The 20,345-nt window shown below is 65.4% G+C and carries 15 protein-coding genes; 7 read left to right on the top strand and 8 right to left on the bottom strand.

What is annotated here, in order from left to right:
- Positions 1-25 precede the first annotated feature (25 nt).
- The 5 genes from treZ to NG697_RS10740 form a co-directional block, all read right to left on the bottom strand.
- Positions 26-1,816, bottom strand: coding sequence for a malto-oligosyltrehalose trehalohydrolase (gene treZ, locus NG697_RS10760; protein WP_252614176.1), 1,791 nt, complete (start codon positions 1,814-1,816; stop codon positions 26-28).
- Positions 1,813-4,167, bottom strand: a complete 2,355-nt coding sequence (gene treY / locus NG697_RS10755; RefSeq protein ID WP_252614175.1) for a malto-oligosyltrehalose synthase — start codon at positions 4,165-4,167, stop codon at positions 1,813-1,815. Before treY ends, treZ begins: the two co-directional genes overlap by 4 nt.
- The gene (gene glgX / locus NG697_RS10750; RefSeq protein WP_252576151.1) at positions 4,164-6,419 is read right to left on the bottom strand and encodes a glycogen debranching protein GlgX; all 2,256 of its coding nucleotides are present in this window, start codon (positions 6,417-6,419) and stop codon (positions 4,164-4,166) included. Before glgX ends, treY begins: the two co-directional genes overlap by 4 nt.
- A 66-nt stretch (positions 6,420-6,485) precedes the next feature.
- Positions 6,486-8,105: an NAD(P)H-hydrate epimerase gene (locus NG697_RS10745; protein WP_252614174.1), complete on the bottom strand. Its 1,620-nt coding sequence runs from the start codon at positions 8,103-8,105 to the stop codon at positions 6,486-6,488.
- Positions 8,106-8,142: 37 nt separating this feature from the next.
- Complete coding sequence (locus tag NG697_RS10740; protein ID WP_252567578.1) at positions 8,143-8,490, bottom strand: holo-ACP synthase; 348 nt, start codon at positions 8,488-8,490, stop codon at positions 8,143-8,145.
- Positions 8,491-8,626: 136 nt separating this feature from the next.
- Here NG697_RS10740 and NG697_RS10735 point away from each other — a divergent pair, with 136 nt between their 5' ends.
- Positions 8,627-8,854 (top strand): helix-turn-helix domain-containing protein, encoded by a 228-nt coding sequence (locus NG697_RS10735; protein ID WP_200950725.1) that lies wholly within the window; start codon positions 8,627-8,629, stop codon positions 8,852-8,854.
- The gene (locus NG697_RS10730; protein ID WP_252614172.1) at positions 8,847-10,154 is read left to right on the top strand and encodes a type II toxin-antitoxin system HipA family toxin; all 1,308 of its coding nucleotides are present in this window, start codon (positions 8,847-8,849) and stop codon (positions 10,152-10,154) included. The genes NG697_RS10735 and NG697_RS10730 overlap by 8 nt, the downstream gene beginning before the upstream one ends.
- Here the strand turns inward: NG697_RS10730 and NG697_RS10725 are convergent.
- Both NG697_RS10725 and glmS read right to left on the bottom strand, forming a co-directional pair.
- Entirely contained in the window at positions 10,147-11,301 is a 1,155-nt protein-coding gene (locus tag NG697_RS10725) for a hypothetical protein (RefSeq protein WP_252614171.1), read from the bottom strand. The genes NG697_RS10730 and NG697_RS10725 overlap by 8 nt on opposite strands.
- Before the next feature lie 10 nt (positions 11,302-11,311).
- Positions 11,312-13,204: a glutamine--fructose-6-phosphate transaminase (isomerizing) gene (glmS, locus tag NG697_RS10720; RefSeq protein WP_252614170.1), complete on the bottom strand. Its 1,893-nt coding sequence runs from the start codon at positions 13,202-13,204 to the stop codon at positions 11,312-11,314.
- A gap of 88 nt (positions 13,205-13,292) precedes the next feature.
- Between glmS and coaA the strand changes: the two genes are divergently transcribed.
- The 3 genes from coaA to mscL all read left to right on the top strand — a co-directional run bounded on the left by coaA (position 13,293) and on the right by mscL (position 15,597).
- Positions 13,293-14,258: a type I pantothenate kinase gene (gene coaA / locus NG697_RS10715; protein WP_252614169.1), complete on the top strand. Its 966-nt coding sequence runs from the start codon at positions 13,293-13,295 to the stop codon at positions 14,256-14,258.
- A gap of 5 nt (positions 14,259-14,263) precedes the next feature.
- Complete coding sequence (locus NG697_RS10710; RefSeq protein ID WP_252614168.1) at positions 14,264-15,142, top strand: M15 family metallopeptidase; 879 nt, start codon at positions 14,264-14,266, stop codon at positions 15,140-15,142.
- 65 nt (positions 15,143-15,207) lie between these two features.
- Positions 15,208-15,597 (top strand): large conductance mechanosensitive channel protein MscL, encoded by a 390-nt coding sequence (gene mscL / locus NG697_RS10705; protein ID WP_104062597.1) that lies wholly within the window; start codon positions 15,208-15,210, stop codon positions 15,595-15,597.
- A gap of 60 nt (positions 15,598-15,657) precedes the next feature.
- On the opposite strand, the gene glmM is transcribed toward mscL, so the two are convergent.
- Complete coding sequence (glmM, locus tag NG697_RS10700; protein WP_252614167.1) at positions 15,658-17,019, bottom strand: phosphoglucosamine mutase; 1,362 nt, start codon at positions 17,017-17,019, stop codon at positions 15,658-15,660.
- Positions 17,020-17,214: 195 nt separating this feature from the next.
- Between glmM and NG697_RS10695 the strand changes: the two genes are divergently transcribed.
- Positions 17,215-18,453, top strand: a complete 1,239-nt coding sequence (locus tag NG697_RS10695) for a bifunctional glycosyltransferase family 2/GtrA family protein (protein WP_252614166.1) — start codon at positions 17,215-17,217, stop codon at positions 18,451-18,453.
- Positions 18,450-20,333, top strand: a complete 1,884-nt coding sequence (locus NG697_RS10690) for a glycosyltransferase family 39 protein (RefSeq protein ID WP_252614165.1) — start codon at positions 18,450-18,452, stop codon at positions 20,331-20,333. The genes NG697_RS10695 and NG697_RS10690 overlap by 4 nt, the downstream gene beginning before the upstream one ends.
- Positions 20,334-20,345: the final 12 nt, after the last annotated feature.

The raw sequence follows: 20,345 nt of genomic DNA, 5'->3' as shown, positions 1-20,345 counted from the left end.
CGCCCGGGTAACTCCAGTGTCTACGTTAACTCGAGGTTACTTCTGCCCCAGTAGTCAGAACCGCCCCACTGTGTGCCGAAAGCAGGAACGCATCCCCGTCCAGCAAAGTGTCCTGGTCCGTTGAAAACAGCACCGTGCCCCGCACACCGTCCACGCGCACAGGCGACGCCGAGAAATTCAGCAGCACCTCCACGGACCCGCGCCGGAAGCGCAGCCAGCCGGCGTCGTCGTCGAACGTCACGTCCGTTTCCGCGAACCCCAGGCCGGCCAGCTCGGGGTAAGCGCGCCGCAGCGCGGTCAACGAGCGGTAGAGCGAGAGGAGGCGCGCATGGTCACCGTCAGCAGCCTCCGCCCAGTTGAGCTTGGAGCGCCGGAACGTTTCGGGATCCTGCGGATCGGGGACGACGGCGGGATCCCACCCCATGCGCTCGAACTCGCGGATCCTGCCCTCCGCCGTCGCCTTGCCCAGCTCCGGCTCGGGGTGCGAGGTGAAAAACTGCCAGGGCGTGGAGGCACCGAATTCCTCACCCATAAACAGCATGGGCGTAAACGGCGAGGTCAGCGTCAGCACTGCGGCCACGGCCAGCGGACCGTACGGCAGGGACTGGGACAGCCTGTCCCCGATGGCCCGGTTGCCGATCTGGTCGTGGTTCTGGCTGCACACCACCAGGGCAGCGGGGTGGACCAGCGAGGTGTTGATGGGCCGGCCGTGATGGCGTCCGCGGAAGCTGGAGTAGCTGCCGTCGTGCAGGAAGCCGTCCTTGAGGACCTTGGCCAGGACGCCGAGCGACGCGAAGTCGCCGTAGTACCCAGCGGTCTCGCCGCTGACGTTGACGTGCACCGCGTGGTGGAAGTCGTCGCTCCACTGCCCGGCGAGGCCGTAGCCGTTGGCGTCGCGGGGGTAGATCAGCCGCGGATTGTTCAGGTCCGATTCCGCGATGAGGGTCTTGGGAAGCCCGGTCTCCGCGGAGATCGCATCGCCCAGCGCGCCGAACTCTTCCAGGAGGTGCACGGCCCGCTCGTCGCGCAGCGCGTGGACGGCATCCAGGCGCAGTCCGTCCACGTGATAGTCGCGAAGCCACAGCGCGGCGTTGTCCAGGATGTATTCACGCACGACGTCGGACCCCGGGCCGTCGAGGTTGACCGCATCGCCCCACGTGTTGGCGTCGCCCTGCTTGAGGTACGGGCCGAATCTGGACAGGTAGTTGCCGCTGGGTCCCAGGTGGTTGTAGACCACATCCTGGATGACGCCCAGCCCGGCGGCGTGGGCGGCGTCCACAAAACGCTGGTAGGCCGCAGGACCGCCGTAGCCTTCGTGGACCGCGAACCACTGGACGCCGTCGTAGCCCCAGTTGTGGGTTCCGTTGAATCCGTTGACCGGGAGCAGCTCCACAAAATCGATGCCGAGGTCCGCGAGGTAGCCGAGTTTGTCCGTGGCTGCATCGAGTGTTCCCGCGGGCGTGAAGGTTCCCACGTGGAGTTCGTAGATGACCGAGCCGCGCAGTTCCTTTCCCTGCCAGCCGGCGTCCTGCCAGGCGTAGGAGGCGGGATCGTACGTGCGGGACAGCGCGTGGACGCCGTCCGGGAGGCGGCGGGACCGGGGGTCGGGCAACGGGTGGGCGTCGCCGTCGAGCAGGTAGCCGTAATCCACGTCGGCGTCAGCCGGCGCGTCCGGCGCGGACCACCAGCCATCCGCGCCGGGGGTTCCCGCCACCTGCTTCATGGGGTAGTGGTGCCCGTTGGCGAGCAGCGAGACGGCCGAGGCGTCCGGGGCCCATACGTCGAACCGGCCGGAACCGTGGTGCGTCAGGCTCATGCGTTGTCTCCGTTCACGGGCGCGAGCAGCGCCACAGGGTATTGCTGGAGGATGCCGGCCACCGGCACCGGGCCGGGGCCGTGCGTCCGTCCCGTGAGTTCGTCCCGCATGGCGGTGGAAAGTTCGACGGCGGTATCCCGCCACCCGCCAGCGCGTTCCAGTCCGACGGGAAGCCGCGTCGCAAGGGTCAACGCACCGGGCGCGCCGCCAGTTCTGCTGCCGTCCGCCCCGCGGTCGAAGGCCACCAGGTGGTCCGCCGCAGCGTGGGAAGCCAGAACGGGCCGGTAGCCCTGGAAGAGGTCCGGCCGGTTCCGGCGGAGCCGGAGCGCCCGGGAGGTCACCAGCAGTTTGGTGGCCTCGTCCCGAAAGTCCGCCGGACTCGTGCCGGCATCCAGTGCGGCCAGGGCGGTTTCGCGGCGTTCGAAGTCAAATGCCCGCCTATTGTCCGGATCCGCCAACGAGCGGTCCCAGAATTCGGTGCCCTGGTAGACGTCCGGCACTCCCGGCATGGTCAGCTGGAGCAGCTTCAGGGACAGCGAGTTGGCGGCGGCAAACCGATCCGTCCTGGCGACGAAGTCCTCGATCACCGTGGCGACCCGAGCGTCGTCGAACACTGCATCCACCGCTGCCTTGACCCGTGATTCGAACTCCTCGTCCGGATCCGTCCAGGTGGTGGAGTTGGCTGCTTCCCGCGCAGCCTTCTCAGCATAGGCCTGCAGGCGCTCCCGCGACGCTGGCCACACACCGATGACCGCCTGCCACAGCAGGTTCTCGAATGGGCCGTCGGGCACCGGGGCTAGCCCGCGAAGGGTGTCCAAAGTCGCTGCCCACTGGTCCGGCAGCTCGGCGATGACGGAGATCCGTGCCCGCGTGTCCTCGCTGCGTTTGGTGTCGTGGGTGGTCAACGTGGTCATGGACAGCGGCAAAGACTCCTGGCGCTCGGCCATCCGCCGGTGGAATTCGTCCGGGGCGAGCGAGAAGTGAGACGGGTCCGCTCCCACTTCGGTCAGTGTCCCCAGCCGGGTGTAGCGGTAGAACGCCGTATCCTCAACGCCCTTGGCCATCACCATGCCGGACGTCTGCTGGAAACGTCGGCCCAGTTCAGTCTCGGGCTTCAGCAGCAGGGGCATCAGCGCGTCCAGCACGTCGGCCAGGTCAGGGCGCTGGCGAGCCGCAGCCGCGCAGGCCTCGCGCAGCACTTCCTCACCCGTGGGCAGGTACGTGCGGTACACGGGGAAGGCCGCGATGACCTGCGCCAGGGCATCCGCTGCGACGTTAACGGGCAGGCCACCCGACAGGTCTGCGAAGGCAGGGACAAGCCGCGCCAGCCGCAGGATTTCGGACCGCAGCATGCCGTCCGCCACGGCGCGCTTGGTCCCCAAAATCATGGCCGCATAGTCGGCAGGCTCGCCGGAGCGCAGCCGTGCATCCAACGCGTCCAACGCAGCCTCGCCGGCCGGGTCCACCAGCAGGCGGTCCAGGTCGGCCAGAGCGTCGTAGCCGGTGGTGCCTTCGCAGGCGAATTCCGCCGGCAGCTCCTCGCCCGGCTCCAGGATCTTCTCCACCAGGACGTAGGCTCCGCCGCTGAGGTCCTTGAGCCAGCGAAGATAGCCGGCAGGGTCCGCCAGGCCGTCCGGGTGGTCCACACGCAGCCCGTCAACCAGGCCGTCGTCGAACCAGCGCTTCACCTCTGCATGGGCCTGGCCGAAGACCCCGGGGTCCTCCACCCGGATGCCCGCCAGGGTGTTGACCGCGAAGAACCGGCGGTAGTTCAGCTCGCTGTCCGCCCGGCGCCAGGAAACCAGTTCGTAATGCTGCCGGTCATGCACAGCCCGCGGCGAGTCGCCCTCGGAGTATGAACCTGCGGCCAATGGAAAGCGGTGGCCGTAATAGTGGAGCTCGCCATCTGCAACCTCCAGAAGTCCGAGGTCGTCATCGCTGCCCAGGACGGGGATTCGGATCCGGCCGGCACCAAAGTCCCAGTCGACGTCGAACGCTTCCGCGTAAGGCGAGCCACGCCCTTCCTGCAGCAGCGACCACCACCACGGGTTCTGCGCCGGCGAGGCCACGCCCACATGGTTGGGGACGATGTCCACCAGCACGCCCATCCCATGGGCGCGGGCAGCCTCGGAGAGTGCCCGCAGCCCTTCCGGTCCGCCCCGCTCCGGATCCACCGACGACGGATTCGTCACGTCATAGCCGTGATCCGACCCTTGTTCCGCGGTCAGGATCGGAGACAGGTAGACCCAGTCAACGCCGAGTGATTTCAGGTACGGAACGGTCGCAGCAGCATCAAAGAGCGTGAAGCTGCTGCGGATCTGGAGCCGGTAGGTGGACGCCGGAGCCTTCACTTTGCCTGGTCTTTCGGTTTGCTGACCTTTTTCGTTTTCTTGGGCTCGGGCACGGTGGGCGTACTGAGGGCCTCAGTTTCACTGGTGCTGGTCTGCGTCAGGGCAGCCAGCGATGCAGCTACTGAGTGGTCCGGCTCCGCTTCCTGCATCATGTGCGCTCTGAGGACCACCAGTGACTTGGCATCCACAGGAAGGGTCTGGCCGGCTTTCACCGGAGCAGTGTCCGCGTTATGCCCGGCGGTGTCGATGATGATGTCCCACGCCGGTGCGTACTCGTCGTTTGGAAGGGTGAAGTCCACCATGTCGTCGTGCGCGTTGAAGTACAGCACGAAGTTCACGTCGGTAATCCGGCGGCCTCGGGCGTCCTTGCCCTGGATGCCGTCGCCGTTGAGGAATACACCTACCGAGCGGCCGAAACCGCTGTCCCAGTCCTCCGGCTTCATGGTGTCGCCGTCGAGGTCCAGCCATACGATGTCCGGCAGCCGCTCACCTTCGCCTCTGCGGACAGGGCGGCCGTCGAAGAACCTGCTCCGGCGGAAGGTGGGGTGCTTGGCGCGGAGCGCGTTGACGGCGGCGGTGAATTCGACGAGCGGCTGGTCGATGTTCTCCCAGTTGATCCAGGTCAGTTCCGAATCCTGGCAATAGCCGTTGTTGTTGCCCTGCTGGGTGCGGCCCAGTTCGTCACCGTGCAGCAGCATGGGCACACCCTGGGACAGCAGCAGCGAGGCGATGAAGTTCCGCTGCTGGCGGGCGCGCAGCCCCAGGACAGCCGGATCGTCGGTGGGGCCTTCGGCGCCGCAGTTCCAGGACCGGTTGTGGGATTCGCCGTCGTTGTTGTCCTCGCCGTTGGCGTCGTTGTGCTTCTCGTTGTAGGACACCAGGTCCGCCAGGGTGAAGCCGTCATGGGCGGTGACAAAGTTGATCGATGCCACGGGCCGGCGGCCCGAGTGCTCGTACAGGTCAGCGGACCCGGTGATGCGGGAGGCGAATTCGCCCAGGGTGGCCGGTTCACCGCGCCAGAAGTCGCGGACGGTGTCGCGGTACTGGCCGTTCCACTCCGTCCACTGCGGCGGGAAGTTGCCCACCTGGTAGCCGCCGGGACCCACATCCCAGGGCTCGGCGATGAGCTTGACCTGGGAAACCACCGGGTCCTGCTGGATGAGTTCGAAGAAGGTGGAGAGTTTGTCCACATCGTAGAACTCGCGGGCCAGGGTGGACGCGAGGTCGAAGCGGAAGCCGTCGACGTGCATTTCGGTGACCCAGTACCGCAAGGAATCCATGAGCAGCTGCAGCGAGTGCGGCTGGCGGACATTGAGCGAGTTGCCCGTGCCCGTGTAGTCCATGTAATGCTTCTCGTCGCCCTCCATGAGCCGGTAATAGGAGGCGTTGTCGATGCCCTTGAAGGAGAGCGTGGGGCCCAGGTGGTTGCCCTCGGCGGTGTGGTTGTAGACCACGTCCAGGATTACCTCGATGCCCGCACGGTGCAGGCTGCGGACCATGGCCTTGAAGTCCTGGACCTGCTGGCCCGTGTCGCCGGTGGAACTATAGGTGTTCTGCGGCGCGAAGAAGCCGATGGTGTTGTAGCCCCAGTAGTTGCTCAGGCCCTTGTCTTTCAAGGTGCCCTCGTTGACGAACTGGTGCACGGGCATCAGTTCGATGGCGGTGACGCCCAGCTTCTGCAGGTGCGAGATAACCGACGGGTGCGCAACGCCGGCATAGGTGCCCCGCTGCTCCTCGGGGATCTCGGGGTGGAGTTGGGTCAGGCCCTTGACGTGGGCCTCATAAATGACCGACTTGTGATACGGAATGCGCAGGTTATGGTCGCCGTCCCAGTCGAAGAACGGGTTGATCACCACGCCCATCATCATGTGCGGCGCGGAGTCCTCATTGTTGATAGAGTCCGGCTCGCCCAGGTTGTAGGAGAAAAGTGCCGGCTCCCAGTCCATCTGCCCGTGCACGGCCTTGGCGTACGGGTCCAGGAGCAGTTTGTTGGGGTTGAAGCGGTTGCCGGAGTCCGGGTCGTAGGGCCCGTGGACGCGGTAGCCGTATTTCTGGCCGGGCTGGACCTGCGGGACGTAGCCGTGCCACACATAGCCGTCCACCTCATCGAGCCTGAACCGGGTTTCCACGCCGTCGTCATCGAAGAGGCACAGCTCCACCTTTTCGGCGCGTTCGCTGAACAAAGCGAAGTTCGTGCCGGTCCCGTCAAAAGTGGCGCCAAGCGGATATGCCGTTCCGGGCCAGATTTCCATGCGTCCTCCTCATCGTTGTTCGACAGCGGGTGTGTGGACACAAAACCGCCCCTGCCGGTACAAAACCTATGCCCACGGTAGCGGGTGGGTGTGACTATTACGTTTCCGGCCCGCCGGTTTACTAAGCAGGCTGACTTTATACCAAACGTCTGGTATTGCGTCCGCAATCCGGCCGGCCGTCAGCGGCCCGCTGCCGGAGGCGGCCGCTCCCGCGCGGCCGTGGAGGCTGGCCCCGAGGGCGGCAATCGCCGCCCAGCGCTCGTCCGGATCGATGCCCGCATCATGGAAGCGCCCGACGTCGGACCCCAGTTGGGCGAGCAGCGCACCGATGATCCCGGCCAGGACGTCGCCGCTTCCGGCGGTGGCGAGCCACGCCGTGCCGTCCGCCTGGCTGTAGAAATCCTGGAAAGGCGACGCGACCAGGGTGGTGGCACCCTTCAGCAGGACGGTGGCCTCGGTCAGCACGGCGGCGTGCCGGGCAGCACCAAGGGTGGAAGCCTCGACGGCGGTGCGGTCGGGGGCGGGATCAAAGTCCGGGCTGTCGGGGGACGAGGCGAGCCGCTGGAGGAGGGCCGCCAGCTCGCCGGCGTGCGGCGTGAGAATCACCTGCGGCGCCAGGACCGCAGGCAGGGCGGGTAGCGCCCCGGCGTCGGCGATCACGGGCAGGCCGGATTCCACGGCGTCACGGGCGCGCCGGAGCTGTTCGGTGTCGCCAGGACCCATGCCCGAACCCACCAGCCACGCCTGGACGTGCGTCTCCGCGACAGAGCCCGTACTGCACACCACTTCCGGGCACGCCTGCCGCACGAGGTCGGCCACTTCAGGCGGGCCCAGGTAGCGGACCATCCCCGCGCCGGCAGCCAGCGCACCCCGGCAGGCCAGCACGGCGGCGCCCGGATAGTCGGCGGATCCGGCCACGACGCCCAGGACGCCGCGGGAATACTTGTGCGAGCGCCTCCCGGGCTGGGGCAGGAGCCGGGCCAGGTCCACCGGCTCAAACCTGCGCAGCGCCGGCCAGGGCAGCTCCTCTTCGATGCCGATAGGCACCACGTGGATGCGGCCGGCGTGATCGGCGCCCGGGTCCGCCAGCAGCCCCACTTTGGCTGCGGCGAAAGTGACCGTCACATCCGCGGACAGCACCGGCGCATGGGCTTCCCCGGTGTCGGCATCAACACCGCTGGGGGTATCGCAGGCAACCACAATCCCCGGATCCCCGGCCGACAGCCGCAACTCCGAAAGGCCGCTCACGAGATCGGCTTCCGCGCCCCTAAGGCCGCCGCGGGCGCCCGTCCCCAGGATTGCGTCAATTACGACGTCGGCACCCGCCACGTGTGCGGCCAGCTGGCTGGCGTTGGAGTCGGCGAGGAGGTGTACGCGCCCGCCGGCACGCTCAAAGGCAGCCAGCGCCCCGGCGTGGGCCGTTCCGGCGGTGAGTACCGCCGTCGTACGCATTCCCCTGGCGGCCAGGAACGAGGCGGCGAAGAGGCCATCTCCCCCGTTGTTACCCTTGCCTGCGAGGACGGCCACGCTGGCGCCGTAAAGCCTCCGGCTGCGTGCTTGAAGCTCGTGGACCACTGCGTTGGCGAGCCCGTAGGAGGCACGCTGCATCAGAACATCGCCCATCCCGGCAGCCAGGAACGGCTGTTCTGCCGCCCTGATCTGGGTTCCGGTATAGGCGCTGATCATGGTGTCAGGTCCGTCGTTGGGCGGAGCAGTAAGTGACTCAGCCTTCGGCCAGGACCGTGGCGGTGGCGATGCCGCCGTCGTGACTCATGGAGACGTGCCAGCGTTTGACGCCCTTGGACTCGGCCACCGCAAGGACGGTGCCTTTGACCTGGATGATGGGTCCGTGCTGGTCCAGGCCGATCCAGCAGTCCTGCCAGTTCATGCCGGCCGGCGCGCCGAGGACCTTGGCCACGGCTTCCTTGGCGGCGAATCTCGCGGCGAGCGAGCGGGTGTTCAGCTCGCGTTCCGCGGGCACGAACAGCCGGTCCCGGAGCCCCGGGGTCCGCTCAAGCTGGCGGCCGAACCGCTCGATGTCTACAACGTCTACGCCAATGCCAACGATCATGGCGCTATTCTACGGGGACGCTCACCGCCTGCCGTGCACACGGCGCCCCGCCATTACGTTTTCGTAATCACGCTGGTATGATGACGAAAAGGTAATCACCACAAACCTATTACGAGTAACTCATCAAGGAGGCCGCGTGCACGGCGTCATGAAGTCAGTGGCCGACCTGGGCCTGATGGTCTACGGCGTCCGCCAGCGCAGCGGGCTCTCCCAGCGCGAGCTGGCCAGCCGGCTCGGAGTCAGCCAGCGGTACCTCTCCGAACTGGAGACGGGCAAGCCCAAGGTGCTCAACGACCAGTTCTTCGCCGTCATGGAAAAACTCGGAATCGAACTGACGTTCCGGGAAGGCGCCGACCGTGGCTGAAGTGCAGGATGTCCACCTCTTCGGCACCGTCATCGGGCGCATGGTCCGCCACGGCGCGACCACAGTGACGTTCGCATCCTCCGACGCCGGGATGGCCCGGTTCGGGATAGGATCGCGGATCCTGTCCGCCAACCTGCCACTTGGGCCCCGCCCCTCGACCCCGGAGGCGGCCACTGCGTTCTTCGGTGGACTGCTGCCGGAAGGATCTGGCAGGTCGAACCTTGCCAAACAGGCGCAGGCCAGCCGCGATGATGTCTTCGCACTGGTGTCGTATGCCGGCCGCGACGTCGCCGGTGCGATCCGCGTCGGTGGGGACCCCGGGGAACCGGCCGAATCCTATGAGGCACTGACCGATGAGCAGGTCGCCGAGAGGTTAACCCTTATCAACGACTATGCGCTTGGTGCCGTGGGCGGCGGCGGCTCTCTGGCCGGATACCAGCCCAAAACCACGCTTGCCCTGCTGGACGGGGTGTGGCACGCGGGGGTCGACGGCGCCGCCTCCACCCACATCCTCAAGCCGGTGGCCGCGGGGAACGAGCACGCCCTGCACGCCGAGGCGTTCTGCCTGGAGCTTTCGCGGCGGATCGGGCTGAGCACGTTCGCCAGCGACGTGCGCACCTTTGCAGGCCGGACCGTCCTCGTCCTGGAACGCTACGACCGCCGCGTCTCTGGCCGGAGCGTGGAGCGTATCCACCAAGAGGACGGCGCCCAAGCCCTTGGCCTGGCTTGGGACACGGACAGCAAGTTCGAAGGTGTCAATGCCGCCGCAAACCTGAAGAACCTCGCCGGACTTCTGCGACGACGCCGGGACATCCTCGGCGCCGGGCCCGACGACCGCGAGACGCTGCTCGCGCACACGGCCTTCAACACCGCCATCGGCAACACCGACGCCCACGCCCACGCCCACGCCAAGAACTTTTCCACCCTCCGAAGCCCCGACGGTGCCGTCAGGCTGGCGCCGCTCTACGACGTATCAACGCACGCCCTGGCGCCCAACGGCCAGCTGAACATGTCCCTCCGGATCAACTCCCGCGCCTATCAGCCGTCGTTAACAATGGAGGACCTGGTTGCAGAAGGCGTCTCCTGGGGACTCGATGAACGGCATGCATGGCGCGCAGTCACCGGAACGCTCGAAGGGCTGGCGCACGCCCTCGAACAGGCCGACGGATCGGCCGTCGGGGAAAAAGTGGCACGGTACATCGGCCACGGGACGAGGAATCTTCTGGACGGCAAAGCCGCCGGGATGGGCGGCGTACACCCGTCTTTGGTCACACTCGGTCCAGTTCCTGGCTCTAGCTGAGCCGGCGGTATTCATCGATCAGTGATGAAGGCACCGGCGTGACGCCAGGAAGTTCTTTGTCCCGGGTGAAATTCGGCTTGTGCAGGCGGAGCAGGGCCACGCCGTCGTGCTCCCAGCGGAATCCGGGGCTGGACAAGGCAGCCCGGTAGGCGGCGTCGACCGTGTCCGGGTATTTCGCTGCCAGGTCCTCAAGGACGTAACCGGGAACCGTCTTGTCCTCCACATAGCCACGCAGGACTTCCGCAGCGGGGTCCTCCGCATTGGCCGGCGGCGTACGGTATGCGGCCTCGACCTGCCCGTAGCAGACGAGGAAGGACACACCCATCAGCGGATGATGGTAGAGCGCTACGTCGTCGGACTCTGCCAAATCCGGCGGGAAGGAATCATCCGGTGCGATCTGTTCGGCCGCGGTCACCAGTGCGGAAGCCTTGGGATTTGCAGCGACAGACGCCTCGCTGCAGGCATTCAGGAAACCGCGGTACGCCGCGATGATGTCGCTCCCGGTACCGCTCACCATATGCGCGTCAAAGAGGTTCAGGAACGTGGTGTGGTGCTCTCCGACGATCCTGCGTCCCTGCTCGACCTTCGCCGGATTATTGAATACCAAGGTGGGAAAGCGTTTGAGCAGGGACGCCGCCAGGGTCTGGACTCCGGGGAGGTCCCGCGGACCGAACAGGCGTATGGTCCCGCTGATGGTCCAGATATCCCCGATGGGCACCAGGCGCGTCATGACGTAGCCGCCTCGCTGGACGACGCTGATCGCTTCCGCCCCGACTGTGGCGTAGGCCGGGTAATCCATCTCATCGATGAGGTTATGCAGGCTAAGCCGGGCACCCTTGCGGGCATCGACGCGGAAGACGCCGATAACATTACGCTCCCGCCAACTCTCGTAGACGAGTCGCTCCTCCGGCGCAATGGTCTTATTGGTGCGCAGATAGCGGTCGAGCAGCGGCTCGCGTCCGTCCTGGTCTGGATCATAGAGCAGCGACTCGACGGCCTCCGCCCATTGATCATGCGCCGCACTCCCTAGCCCGGAGAAGTCTGACAACGCCTGCGAAAGACGCCGGGCGAACCCCGGTGAGCAAGCGTAGTCGACCAGCGCTTCCTTGAGGTTCCCCGCCCGGTCCAATAGTTCGTCGATGCCCATCGGTCTGCGGTTACTCTACGGTGACGCTCTTGGCGAGGTTGCGGGGCTGGTCCACGTCGTAGCCCTTGGCCGAGGCGAGGGCCAGGGCGAAGATCTGCAGCGGGACCGTGCTGAGCAGCGGGGCCAGCAGGGTGGGGGTTTCCGGGATGTAGAAGACGTGCTCGGCATAGGCCTTGACGGCCTCGTCGCCCTCTTCGGCGATCACAATGGTCTTGGCGCCGCGGGCCCTGACTTCCTGGATGTTCGAGACGACCTTGGCGTGCAGCGAGTCGCGGCCGCGCGGGGACGGGACCACCACAAACACGGGCTGGCCCTCCTCGATCAGCGCGATTGGGCCGTGCTTGAGCTCACCTGCGGCGAAGCCCTCGGCGTGGATGTAGGCGAGCTCCTTGAGCTTCAGCGCACCTTCCATGGCCACCGGGAAGCCGACGTGGCGGCCCAGGAACAGCACCGACTTCGCGTCGGCCATGGACACGCCGAGCTCCTTGATCTCCGCCTCGTTGTCCAGGATCCGCTGGATCTTGGCCGGGATCTTGTTCAGGTCCGCCAGGATGTCCTTGATCTCGCCCTGGAACTTGTTCCCGCGCAGCTGCGCCAGGTACAGGCCCAGCAGGTACGCGGCGGTGATCTGCGCCAGGAACGCCTTGGTGGAAGCCACCGCGATTTCCGGGCCGGCGTGCGTGTACAGCACGGCATCGGATTCACGCGGGATGGTGGAGCCGTTGGTGTTGCAGATCGAGACCGTCTTGGCGCCCTGTTCCTTGGCGTAACGGACGGCCATCAGGGTATCCATGGTCTCCCCGGACTGGGAGATCGAGACGATCAGGGTGTTCTCGTCGACGATCGGGTCCCGGTACCGGAACTCGTGGGAGAGCTCCACCTCGGTGGCGATCCGGCACCAGTGCTCGATGGCGTACTTGGCCACCTGCCCGGCGTACGCGGACGTGCCGCAGGCCAGCACAATGATCTTGTCGACGTTCTTCAGCAACTGCGGGTCAATGCGGAGCTCATCCAGGGTCAGTCTGCCGTTGACGTCCGAGCGGCCCAGCAGGGTCTGCAGCACGGCGTCGGGCTGGTCATGGATTTCCTTCTCCATGAAGGACGGGAAACCGCCCTTTTCCGCCGATTCCGGATCCCAGTCCACGTGGTATTCCTTGCCCTCGGCCGGAGCGCCATAGAAATCGGTGATCTCCACCGTGTCAGCGGTGATGGTGACAATCTGGTCCTGGCCAAGCTCCACCGCGCGGCGGGTGTAATCGATGAACCCGGACACGTCCGAGCCCAGGAAATTTTCGCCCTCGCCCAGGCCCACCACCAGGGGTGAGTTACGGCGTGCAGCAACCACAACATCCGGCTGGTCCGCGTGCACGGCCAGCAGCGTGAAAGCACCCTCAAGGCGCTGGCAGGCGAGCTGCATCGCCTTCGTCAGACCGCCGTCGGACGCAGCACCACCCAGCTTGTTGCGGAAGATATCGCCCAGCAGCACGGCGGCGACCTCGGTGTCCGTCTCGGACTCGAACGCGTAGCCCTTGGCCACCAGCTCACGTTTGAGCTCGGCGAAGTTCTCGATGATGCCGTTGTGGATCAGGGCCAGCTTGCCGCCGTCGGACAGGTGCGGGTGCGCATTCTGGTCCGTGGGACCGCCATGCGTGGCCCAGCGGGTGTGGCCGATCCCGGTGAACGTCTCCGGCAACGGACGCTCCTCCAGCTCGGCGAGGAGGTTGCTCAGCTTGCCGGACTTCTTCCGGGACTCGATGGCACCTTGCGAGACCACCGCAACCCCCGCAGAGTCGTAACCCCGGTACTCCAGACGGCGCAAACCCTCAAGGACTACATCCAACGCACTGTGACCGGCATTCACACGGCCAGCAGAATGGCCCACATATCCAACGATTCCACACATGGGCTCCAGCTTATCGGCAGCCGGGTTGAGATCTACACTCAGGGTGCTCCATTTCGCTCTCAGCCGCGCGAGGGGCAGAATCTCTAAGGTGACTTTGCAACGCAATGAAGCGAACGGTGAGGGTGTCTCCCCGTTCGTTGAGCTGGACCGCCAGACCTGGTCCCGGCTCGCCGCCCAGATGGAGCAGCCCCTTAACGAAGAGGACATTGTCCGTCTGCGTGGCCTCGGCGATCCCCTGGACATGAAGGAGATCCGCGAGGTCTACCTGCCCCTGTCCCGGCTCTTGCACCTTTATGTGGAGGCCGCGGGCCAGCTTCATGCGGCCACCACCACCTTCCTGGGTGAGCAGACCCAGCGCACTCCGTTTGTCATCGGTGTGGCCGGCTCGGTGGCCGTGGGCAAATCCACCATCGCCCGCGTGCTCCGGGAGATGCTGCGGCGCTGGCCCGGCACCCCCAACGTTGAGCTGATCACCACGGACGGCTTCCTCTATCCCCTGGCCGAGCTCAAGCGCCGCCAACTGCTGGAACGCAAAGGCTTCCCCGAGTCCTACGACCGCCGCGCCCTGCTGCGCTTTGTGAGCGAGATCAAGGGCGGCGCCGAGGAAGTCCGGGCGCCCTGGTACTCCCACGTCACATACGACATCGTTCCGGACAAGGAAGTGGTGGTCCGCCGCCCGGACGTGCTGATCGTGGAGGGCCTGAACGTGCTGGCCCCCGCCCGCCCGCGCCATGACGGCAAGCAGGGCCTGGCGCTGAGCGACTTCTTCGACTTCTCCATCTATGTGGACGCCAAGACCTCCTACATCGAGGAGTGGTACGTGGAGCGGTTCCGCAAGCTCCAGAGCACCGCGTTCGCGCAGCCGGAGTCCTACTTCCACCGCTACGCAACGCTCTCCCCCACCGAGGCCGAGAGCACGGCCCGGGACATCTGGAAGCGCATCAACGAGCCCAACCTGGAGGAAAACGTCCTCCCCACCCGTGGCCGCGCCCAGCTGGTTCTGTCCAAGGATGCCGACCATTCCATCCGCCGCATGCTCCTTCGCAAGGTCTAGCACGCATGTGCCACGACTGCGCCGCTGTTGACGGGGCCTCTGTGCCGGGCGCCAGCCGGCGCAGCTTCGCGCGCTTCGTCGCCGCCGGAGCCGGACTGACGGTGCTCGCAGCGTGCACGCCGGAGGCACCCGCCGCGGTGGCGCCGTCGGTGTCCTCCCCTGTACCTGCAGTGACCTCCGCGTCCCCCTCCCCCGCCGCGGCCCAAGCTGCGGAAAGCACGACGGCGGCAGCTGAGCCGCCGCCGCAGGCTCCCGTCCCGCCGTCGGCGGCGCTGCCCCGTCAGTTCTCCCTGACGGATCCGGCCAGCCCGTGGCTGGTGGTCAACAAGCGCCGTCCGCTGGCGCCGGCGGACTACGTTCCGGCGGACCTGGTCCAGCCCAGCGTCACGCTGGCCGTTTCGGGCGAGGCGGCCCTGCTGAACAGCACGACGACGGCTGCCGCGGAAGCGATTTTCGCCGCGGCCGCGCAGGACGGCGTCGCCATGACGCTCGCCAGCGGTTACCGGTCCTACCGCACGCAGGTGGCCACGTACAACGGCTATGTGGCAGCGCGCGGCCAGGCCGATGCCGACACCGCAAGCGCCCGGCCCGGCTACTCGGAACACCAGACCGGCTGGTCGTTCGACATCGGCGACGGCGGCGGGGCGTGCGGCTTCCAGCCGTGCTTCGCCGATCAGCCCGCGGCGGTATGGGCGAAGGCGAACGCTCACCGCTTCGGCTTTGTGGTGCGGTATCCGTGGATGCTCCACCCGATCACCGGCTACTTCTACGAGCCGTGGCACCTGCGGTTCATCGGCGTGGAGGCCGCCACCGACATGGCAACCCGGGGCATCAGCACCGTGGAGGAGTACTTCGGGGTGGACGCGGCACCGGGATATCCCTGAACACCGTGCTGATGTGTTGCAGGGGCGTCATCCCCGGTTAACGGCGATGCGCTAGCTTGGTACTCATGCTGACAGGATTCAAGAATTTCATTATGAAGGGCAATGTCGTTGACCTTGCCGTAGCCGTTGTGATGGGTGCCGCATTCAGCTCCGTCGTGACCTCTATCGTCCAGGGCCTGCTGACGCCCCTGATCGGACGTCTGTTCAGTGCCAAGGGCGTTGAAGAGATGCAGTGGGAGGGATTCATGTATGGGTCCGTCATCTCCTCCATCATTTCTTTCGTGCTGGTGGCCGCCTCCATCTACTTCGTGGTGGTACTTCCCATGAACCACATGATCGAGCTCCGTAACCGCAAGCTGGGAATCAACAAGGACGTCAAGGAAGAGGCTGCGGAAGACCCGCAGATCGCCCTGCTTACCGAAATCCGGGATGCGCTGAAGGTCAGCGACCGCTGACAAAGGAGAATGGCCAGTCTCCCTGCGGAGGCCGGCCATTCTTTTTTGGTGCTTTCCGGGTCAGTCCGCCACGAGCTCGAGGGCAAGTTCGGTCCTGACCACCTGGGCTAGGCGCTCGGCGACGGACTGGGCCGTGGCTTCGTCGCCGGCCTCCACCATGACCCGGACAACGGGTTCGGTGCCGGAGGGCCGCAGCAGGACCCGTCCGGTGTCGCCAAGCTCCGCCTCGGCTAGGGCCACGGCCGCCGTCAGTGCCTCAGAGCTGCCCACGCGGCTGCGGTCAACGCCCTTGACGTTGATGAGTACCTGCGGGAGCTTGGTCATCACTGTGGCGAGCTGCTTGAGCGTCCGGCCTGTCAGGGCGACCTGCGCGGCCAGCTGGAGCCCGGTGAGGACGCCGTCGCCTGTGGTGGCGTAGTCAGCGAAGATCACGTGGCCGGACTGCTCGCCGCCGAGGTTGAATCCGCCGTCGCGCATCTCCTCCAGGACGTAGCGGTCCCCGACACCTGTTTCGCGGATCGTGATGCCTGCTTCGCGCAGTGCGATCTTGAGGCCGAGGTTGCTCATGACGGTAGCCACCAGGACGTCGTCGATGAGCTTGCCTGAGGCTTTGAGTGCCACGGCCAGGATCGCCATGATCTGGTCACCGTCCACCTCTGTGCCTTCGTGGTCTACGGCGAGGCAGCGGTCGGCGTCGCCGTCGTGGGCGATGCCGAGGTCGGCGCCGTGCTTCAGCACGGCGGCTTTGAGCGGACCGAGATGGGTGGACCCGACGCCGTCATTGATGTTGTGGCCGTCCGGCTCGGCGCCGATCACGATAACGTCGGCGCCGGCGTCCTTGAAGACCTGAGGCGAGCAGCCGCTGGCGGCGCCGTGGGCGCAGTCCAGCACAACCTTCAGGCCATCGAGTCGGTGCGGGAGCGTCTGCAGGAGGTGAACGATGTAGCGGTCCTCGGCATCGGAGAAGCGCTGGATCCGTCCAACATCGCTGCCGACGGGCCGCACCGGCTCCTTGCCCATCTGTTCCTCGATGGCGTTCTCGACCTCGTCAGGAAGCTTCTGGCCACCACGGGCGAAGAACTTGATCCCGTTGTCCGGTGCGGGATTGTGGGAGGCCGAGATCATGACGCCGAAGTCGGCGTCAAGGTCTGCCACGAGGTACGCCGCGGCGGGCGTCGGGAGAACACCGGCGTCGTAGACATCAATACCGGAACTGGACAGCCCTGCCTCGACGGCGGCGGCGATGAATTCCCCGCTGGCGCGCGGGTCACGCGCCACCACGGCGCGGGGCCGGGCTCTGTCGGTGTTGCGGTCATGGCCAAGCACGACGGCGGCCGCCTGGGCCAGCTGCATTGCCAGCTCCGCCGTCAACAGGCCGTTAGCCAGGCCCCGGACACCATCTGTTCCAAATAATCTAGACATCGGGGACAAGTCTAGAGGATGGGGGCCAAAAGGCCTCCTGGCCCGTCGTCAACGGCCTCGCCTACCTGTTCTCCTGACCCCATTACCTGTCCTCGAAGCGGACTGATCACGCGGACTACTTGGTTTTTTAGGGTGGTACCTGTCTTTGCCAAAAAGCCTCGCCACTGGTCTTAGGCGGCCCCTACTATTCGATGCATGACACCTAGCTATGGGGGCTTGGCGCTCGAAATTGTGGTACCGGTTTTCAATGAGGAAGCGGTACTCGAGAACAGCATCATAAGGCTCGCCGAATATCTGACGCTCGAAATGCCTTCGACGTGGAAAATCACCATTGCGGACAATGCAAGCACTGACAGGACTCCGGTGATTGCAGCTCGGCTCAGCGAGCATCTGCCCAACGTCGAGTACCGCCGTCTGGAAGTAAAGGGACGGGGGTACGCCCTCCGGGATGCTTGGGGAGCTTCGGAGGCGAAAGTCCTCGCGTACTTGGATGTTGATCTGTCCACTGACCTCGCTGCGCTGCCGCCATTGGTGGCACCGCTATTGTCAAGGCACTCGGATATTTCCATCGGCACACGACTCGGACAAAGCTCCCGCATCAGCCGCGGCCCCAAGCGGGAATTCATTTCCCGTTCCTACAATTTCCTGCTTCGCCGGACAATGCAGGTGCGATTTTCCGACGCTCAGTGCGGATTCAAGGCAATTCGGGCGGACGTCGCAAGGCGCTTGCTTCCGCATGTTGAAGATAATGGCTGGTTCTTTGATACCGAACTGCTGATTATTGCCGAGCGTTCCGGGCTGCGCATTCACGAAATTCCGGTCGATTGGGTGGATGACCCCGACAGCCGAGTGGACATCAGGCAGACGGCCCTGGACGACATCCGCGGCATGGTCCGTGTGGCAGGTTCTCTGGTCAAGGGTTCGATTCCGGTTCAGGCCATCTATGCCGAGCTTGGACGGCGCCCAGTCGTCCCGCCCGGCCGGCCCAGCTTCTTTGGCCAGGTAATCCGCTTCGGCCTGGTGGGAGCCGTTTCAACCCTCGCTTTCGCACTGCTCTACCTGGTTCTCCAGGGCCCGTTCGGGGCGCAGCAGGCGAATTTCCTGGCACTCCTGCTGACGGCCGTCGGTAACACTGCGGCCAACCGTAGGTTCACCTTTGGTATCAGCGGCCCGGCGAAACTCTTCACTCAGCAATTCCAAGGTTTGATCCTCTTCCTGCTGGCCTGGGCCATTACGTCCTCGTCGCTGTTGGTGCTTCATTCCGTAAACCTGGATGCTGCGCCTAGCATGGAACTTCTTACGCTGAGTGCGGCCAACATCTTCGCAACGTTGATGCGGTTCGTACTTCTCCGGATCTGGGTCTTCAGGGTCCGCAGCAGTGACGAACGGTCCGCCGTGCTTGCGCTGCGGCCCGCTGGAGAGTCCGTCCGTTGAGTGTCGCGGCGGCGAGCCGGACCACGGCTCCCCACGGCGTCCATGCTGCTCGCAGGCAATTGCCGTGGGAAAGAATCGGACTAATTGTCCTCCTCGCGGGTACCGCCGCGTCATTCCTGTGGGGCCTCGACCGCAACGGTTGGGCAAACCCCTACTACTCGGCTGCCGCCCAGGCCGGATCCCAGGACTGGAAGGCCCTCTTCTTCGGATCCCTCGACGCCGGCAACCTGATCACCATCGACAAGCCGCCACTCAGCGTCTGGATCATGTCACTCTCTGTGCGGCTCTTCGGGCTTAACTCCTGGGCAATTTTGGTGCCACAGGCGCTCATGGGCATAGCCACCTCCTGGCTCATCTACAAGATCATCCGGCGCAGCCACCCAGCCGCTCCGGCACTGCTGGGTGGCCTGATCTATGCGACAACCCCCGTTGTGGTGCTCATGTCACGGTTCAACAACCCAGAGCCTCTCATGGGGCTCCTGACCGTGGCCGCCGCCTACTTCGTTATTCGTGCAGTGGAAGACAACCGCTGGTCCTGGTACCTGCTCGCAGGAACAGCGCTCGGTCTGGGCTTCATGGCAAAGCAGGTCCAGGCATTCCTCCCCATCCCGGCGCTTGTGCTGGCTATACTCCTTTTTGGGGCCGGCCCCTTGCGTTCACGCCTCGTCAGGCTGCTGGGCGCACTCACTGCATTGGTGGTCAGCGGCGGCTGGTGGATGGCCGTGGTGGAACTGACTCCAACTGGGAACCGCCCGTATGTCGGAGGATCTGCGTTGAACAGTGTCATTGAGCTCACCCTGGATTACAACGGCCTGGCGCGCTTCCTCCGGTTAAGCACAGATCCCCAGTCCGGCCTGGCAGCCGCCCCTGATGATCCAACGGTCGAGTTTGACGGCGGCCTAAGCAGGTTGTTCAATGCAAACTTTGCCCCGGAGGGGGCCTGGCTGCTCTTTACTGCCCTGACATGCGCCCTCGCCCTGGTTTTGCTGTGGCGGCAGGCGGAGGGGACCAGACCCGCATCAGGCCTCATGACCGGGGGGGTCGCGTGGCTGATTTCCGTCGCCGCTGTCTTGAGTTTCATGGGCACGATGACGCACACTTACTACGTTTTTTCCATCGCGGCTCCTGTGGCAATTGTGGTGCCTTTGGGCCTTCACCTGCTCTGGAAGCAACGGCAGCGGCTGGTACCGCAGTTGATTGGCGCAGTCCTATTGATCGGGACGGGTTACACCGCTATCCGGATCTTCGAGTACAGCAATGACTGGGGCTTCTGGCCGTTGGCAGTGGCGATAGCAACCGTCCCCGCAGTGGCGGGCTGGATGTGTGCCTCGACGAACTTCCAACGGCTCGCAACCCTCGCGCTGGTCACGCTGACGATGGTGCTGGCCCCGGTGGCAACCGACGTCGTCACCTTGTCCAATTCACACTCAGGGACCAACCCATTGTCCGGTCCGGTAGGGAACAGCCCTGGTGCGCTGTCCGCCCACCTAGATGCCGCCCGGCGCGGTGACCCCCCATTGGCCCGACAGCTTGGATTCGGAGTCCAGCCGTCCACGGATGTGACAGCCCTGCTCAAAGAGTCCAGCGGATCAGAATGGGCTGCGGCAACATACACCGCGCAGAACGCAGCGCAGTACCAGCTCGCATCCCAGCGGCCGGTAATAGCACTCGGAGGGTGGCTCGGAGACGACCCGGCTCCGACGTTCGCTCAGTTCAAGGCATTCGTTGAAGACCGGAAAATCGCGTACTTCATTTGGCAACAGCCGATAGTGGACGAAATCCCGCTGGGACTGGATGCTGTTGCCATCACGGATTGGGTTCAGTCAAACTTCGAGGGGGAGCACATTGACGGTGTCAGAATCTACGACCTTCGAGACTGAGGAACGGCAGAG

Origin of the sequence: Pseudarthrobacter raffinosi, assembly GCF_023913835.1 — a bacterium.
Taxonomy (GTDB): Bacteria; Actinomycetota; Actinomycetes; order Actinomycetales; family Micrococcaceae; genus Arthrobacter; species Arthrobacter raffinosi.
Note: the sequence above shows the minus strand (reverse complement) of the source record. Positions and strands in the feature narration are given on the sequence as shown.

Bases quoted from the DNA above. Each gene is read 5' to 3' on its own strand.
- treZ (WP_252614176.1), bottom strand. From the start codon at position 1,816: ATGAGCCTGACGCACCACGGTTCCGGCCGGTTCGACGTATGGGCCCCG.
- glgX (WP_252576151.1), bottom strand. From the start codon at position 6,419: ATGGAAATCTGGCCCGGAACGGCATATCCGCTTGGCGCCACTTTTGAC.
- NG697_RS10745 (WP_252614174.1), bottom strand. From the start codon at position 8,105: ATGATCAGCGCCTATACCGGAACCCAGATCAGGGCGGCAGAACAGCCG.
- NG697_RS10740 (WP_252567578.1), bottom strand. From the start codon at position 8,490: ATGATCGTTGGCATTGGCGTAGACGTTGTAGACATCGAGCGGTTCGGC.
- NG697_RS10725 (WP_252614171.1), bottom strand. From the start codon at position 11,301: ATGGGCATCGACGAACTATTGGACCGGGCGGGGAACCTCAAGGAAGCG.
- glmS (WP_252614170.1), bottom strand. From the start codon at position 13,204: ATGTGTGGAATCGTTGGATATGTGGGCCATTCTGCTGGCCGTGTGAAT.
- NG697_RS10710 (WP_252614168.1), top strand. From the start codon at position 14,264: ATGTGCCACGACTGCGCCGCTGTTGACGGGGCCTCTGTGCCGGGCGCC.
- mscL (WP_104062597.1), top strand. From the start codon at position 15,208: ATGCTGACAGGATTCAAGAATTTCATTATGAAGGGCAATGTCGTTGAC.
- glmM (WP_252614167.1), bottom strand. From the start codon at position 17,019: ATGTCTAGATTATTTGGAACAGATGGTGTCCGGGGCCTGGCTAACGGC.
- NG697_RS10695 (WP_252614166.1), top strand. From the start codon at position 17,215: ATGACACCTAGCTATGGGGGCTTGGCGCTCGAAATTGTGGTACCGGTT.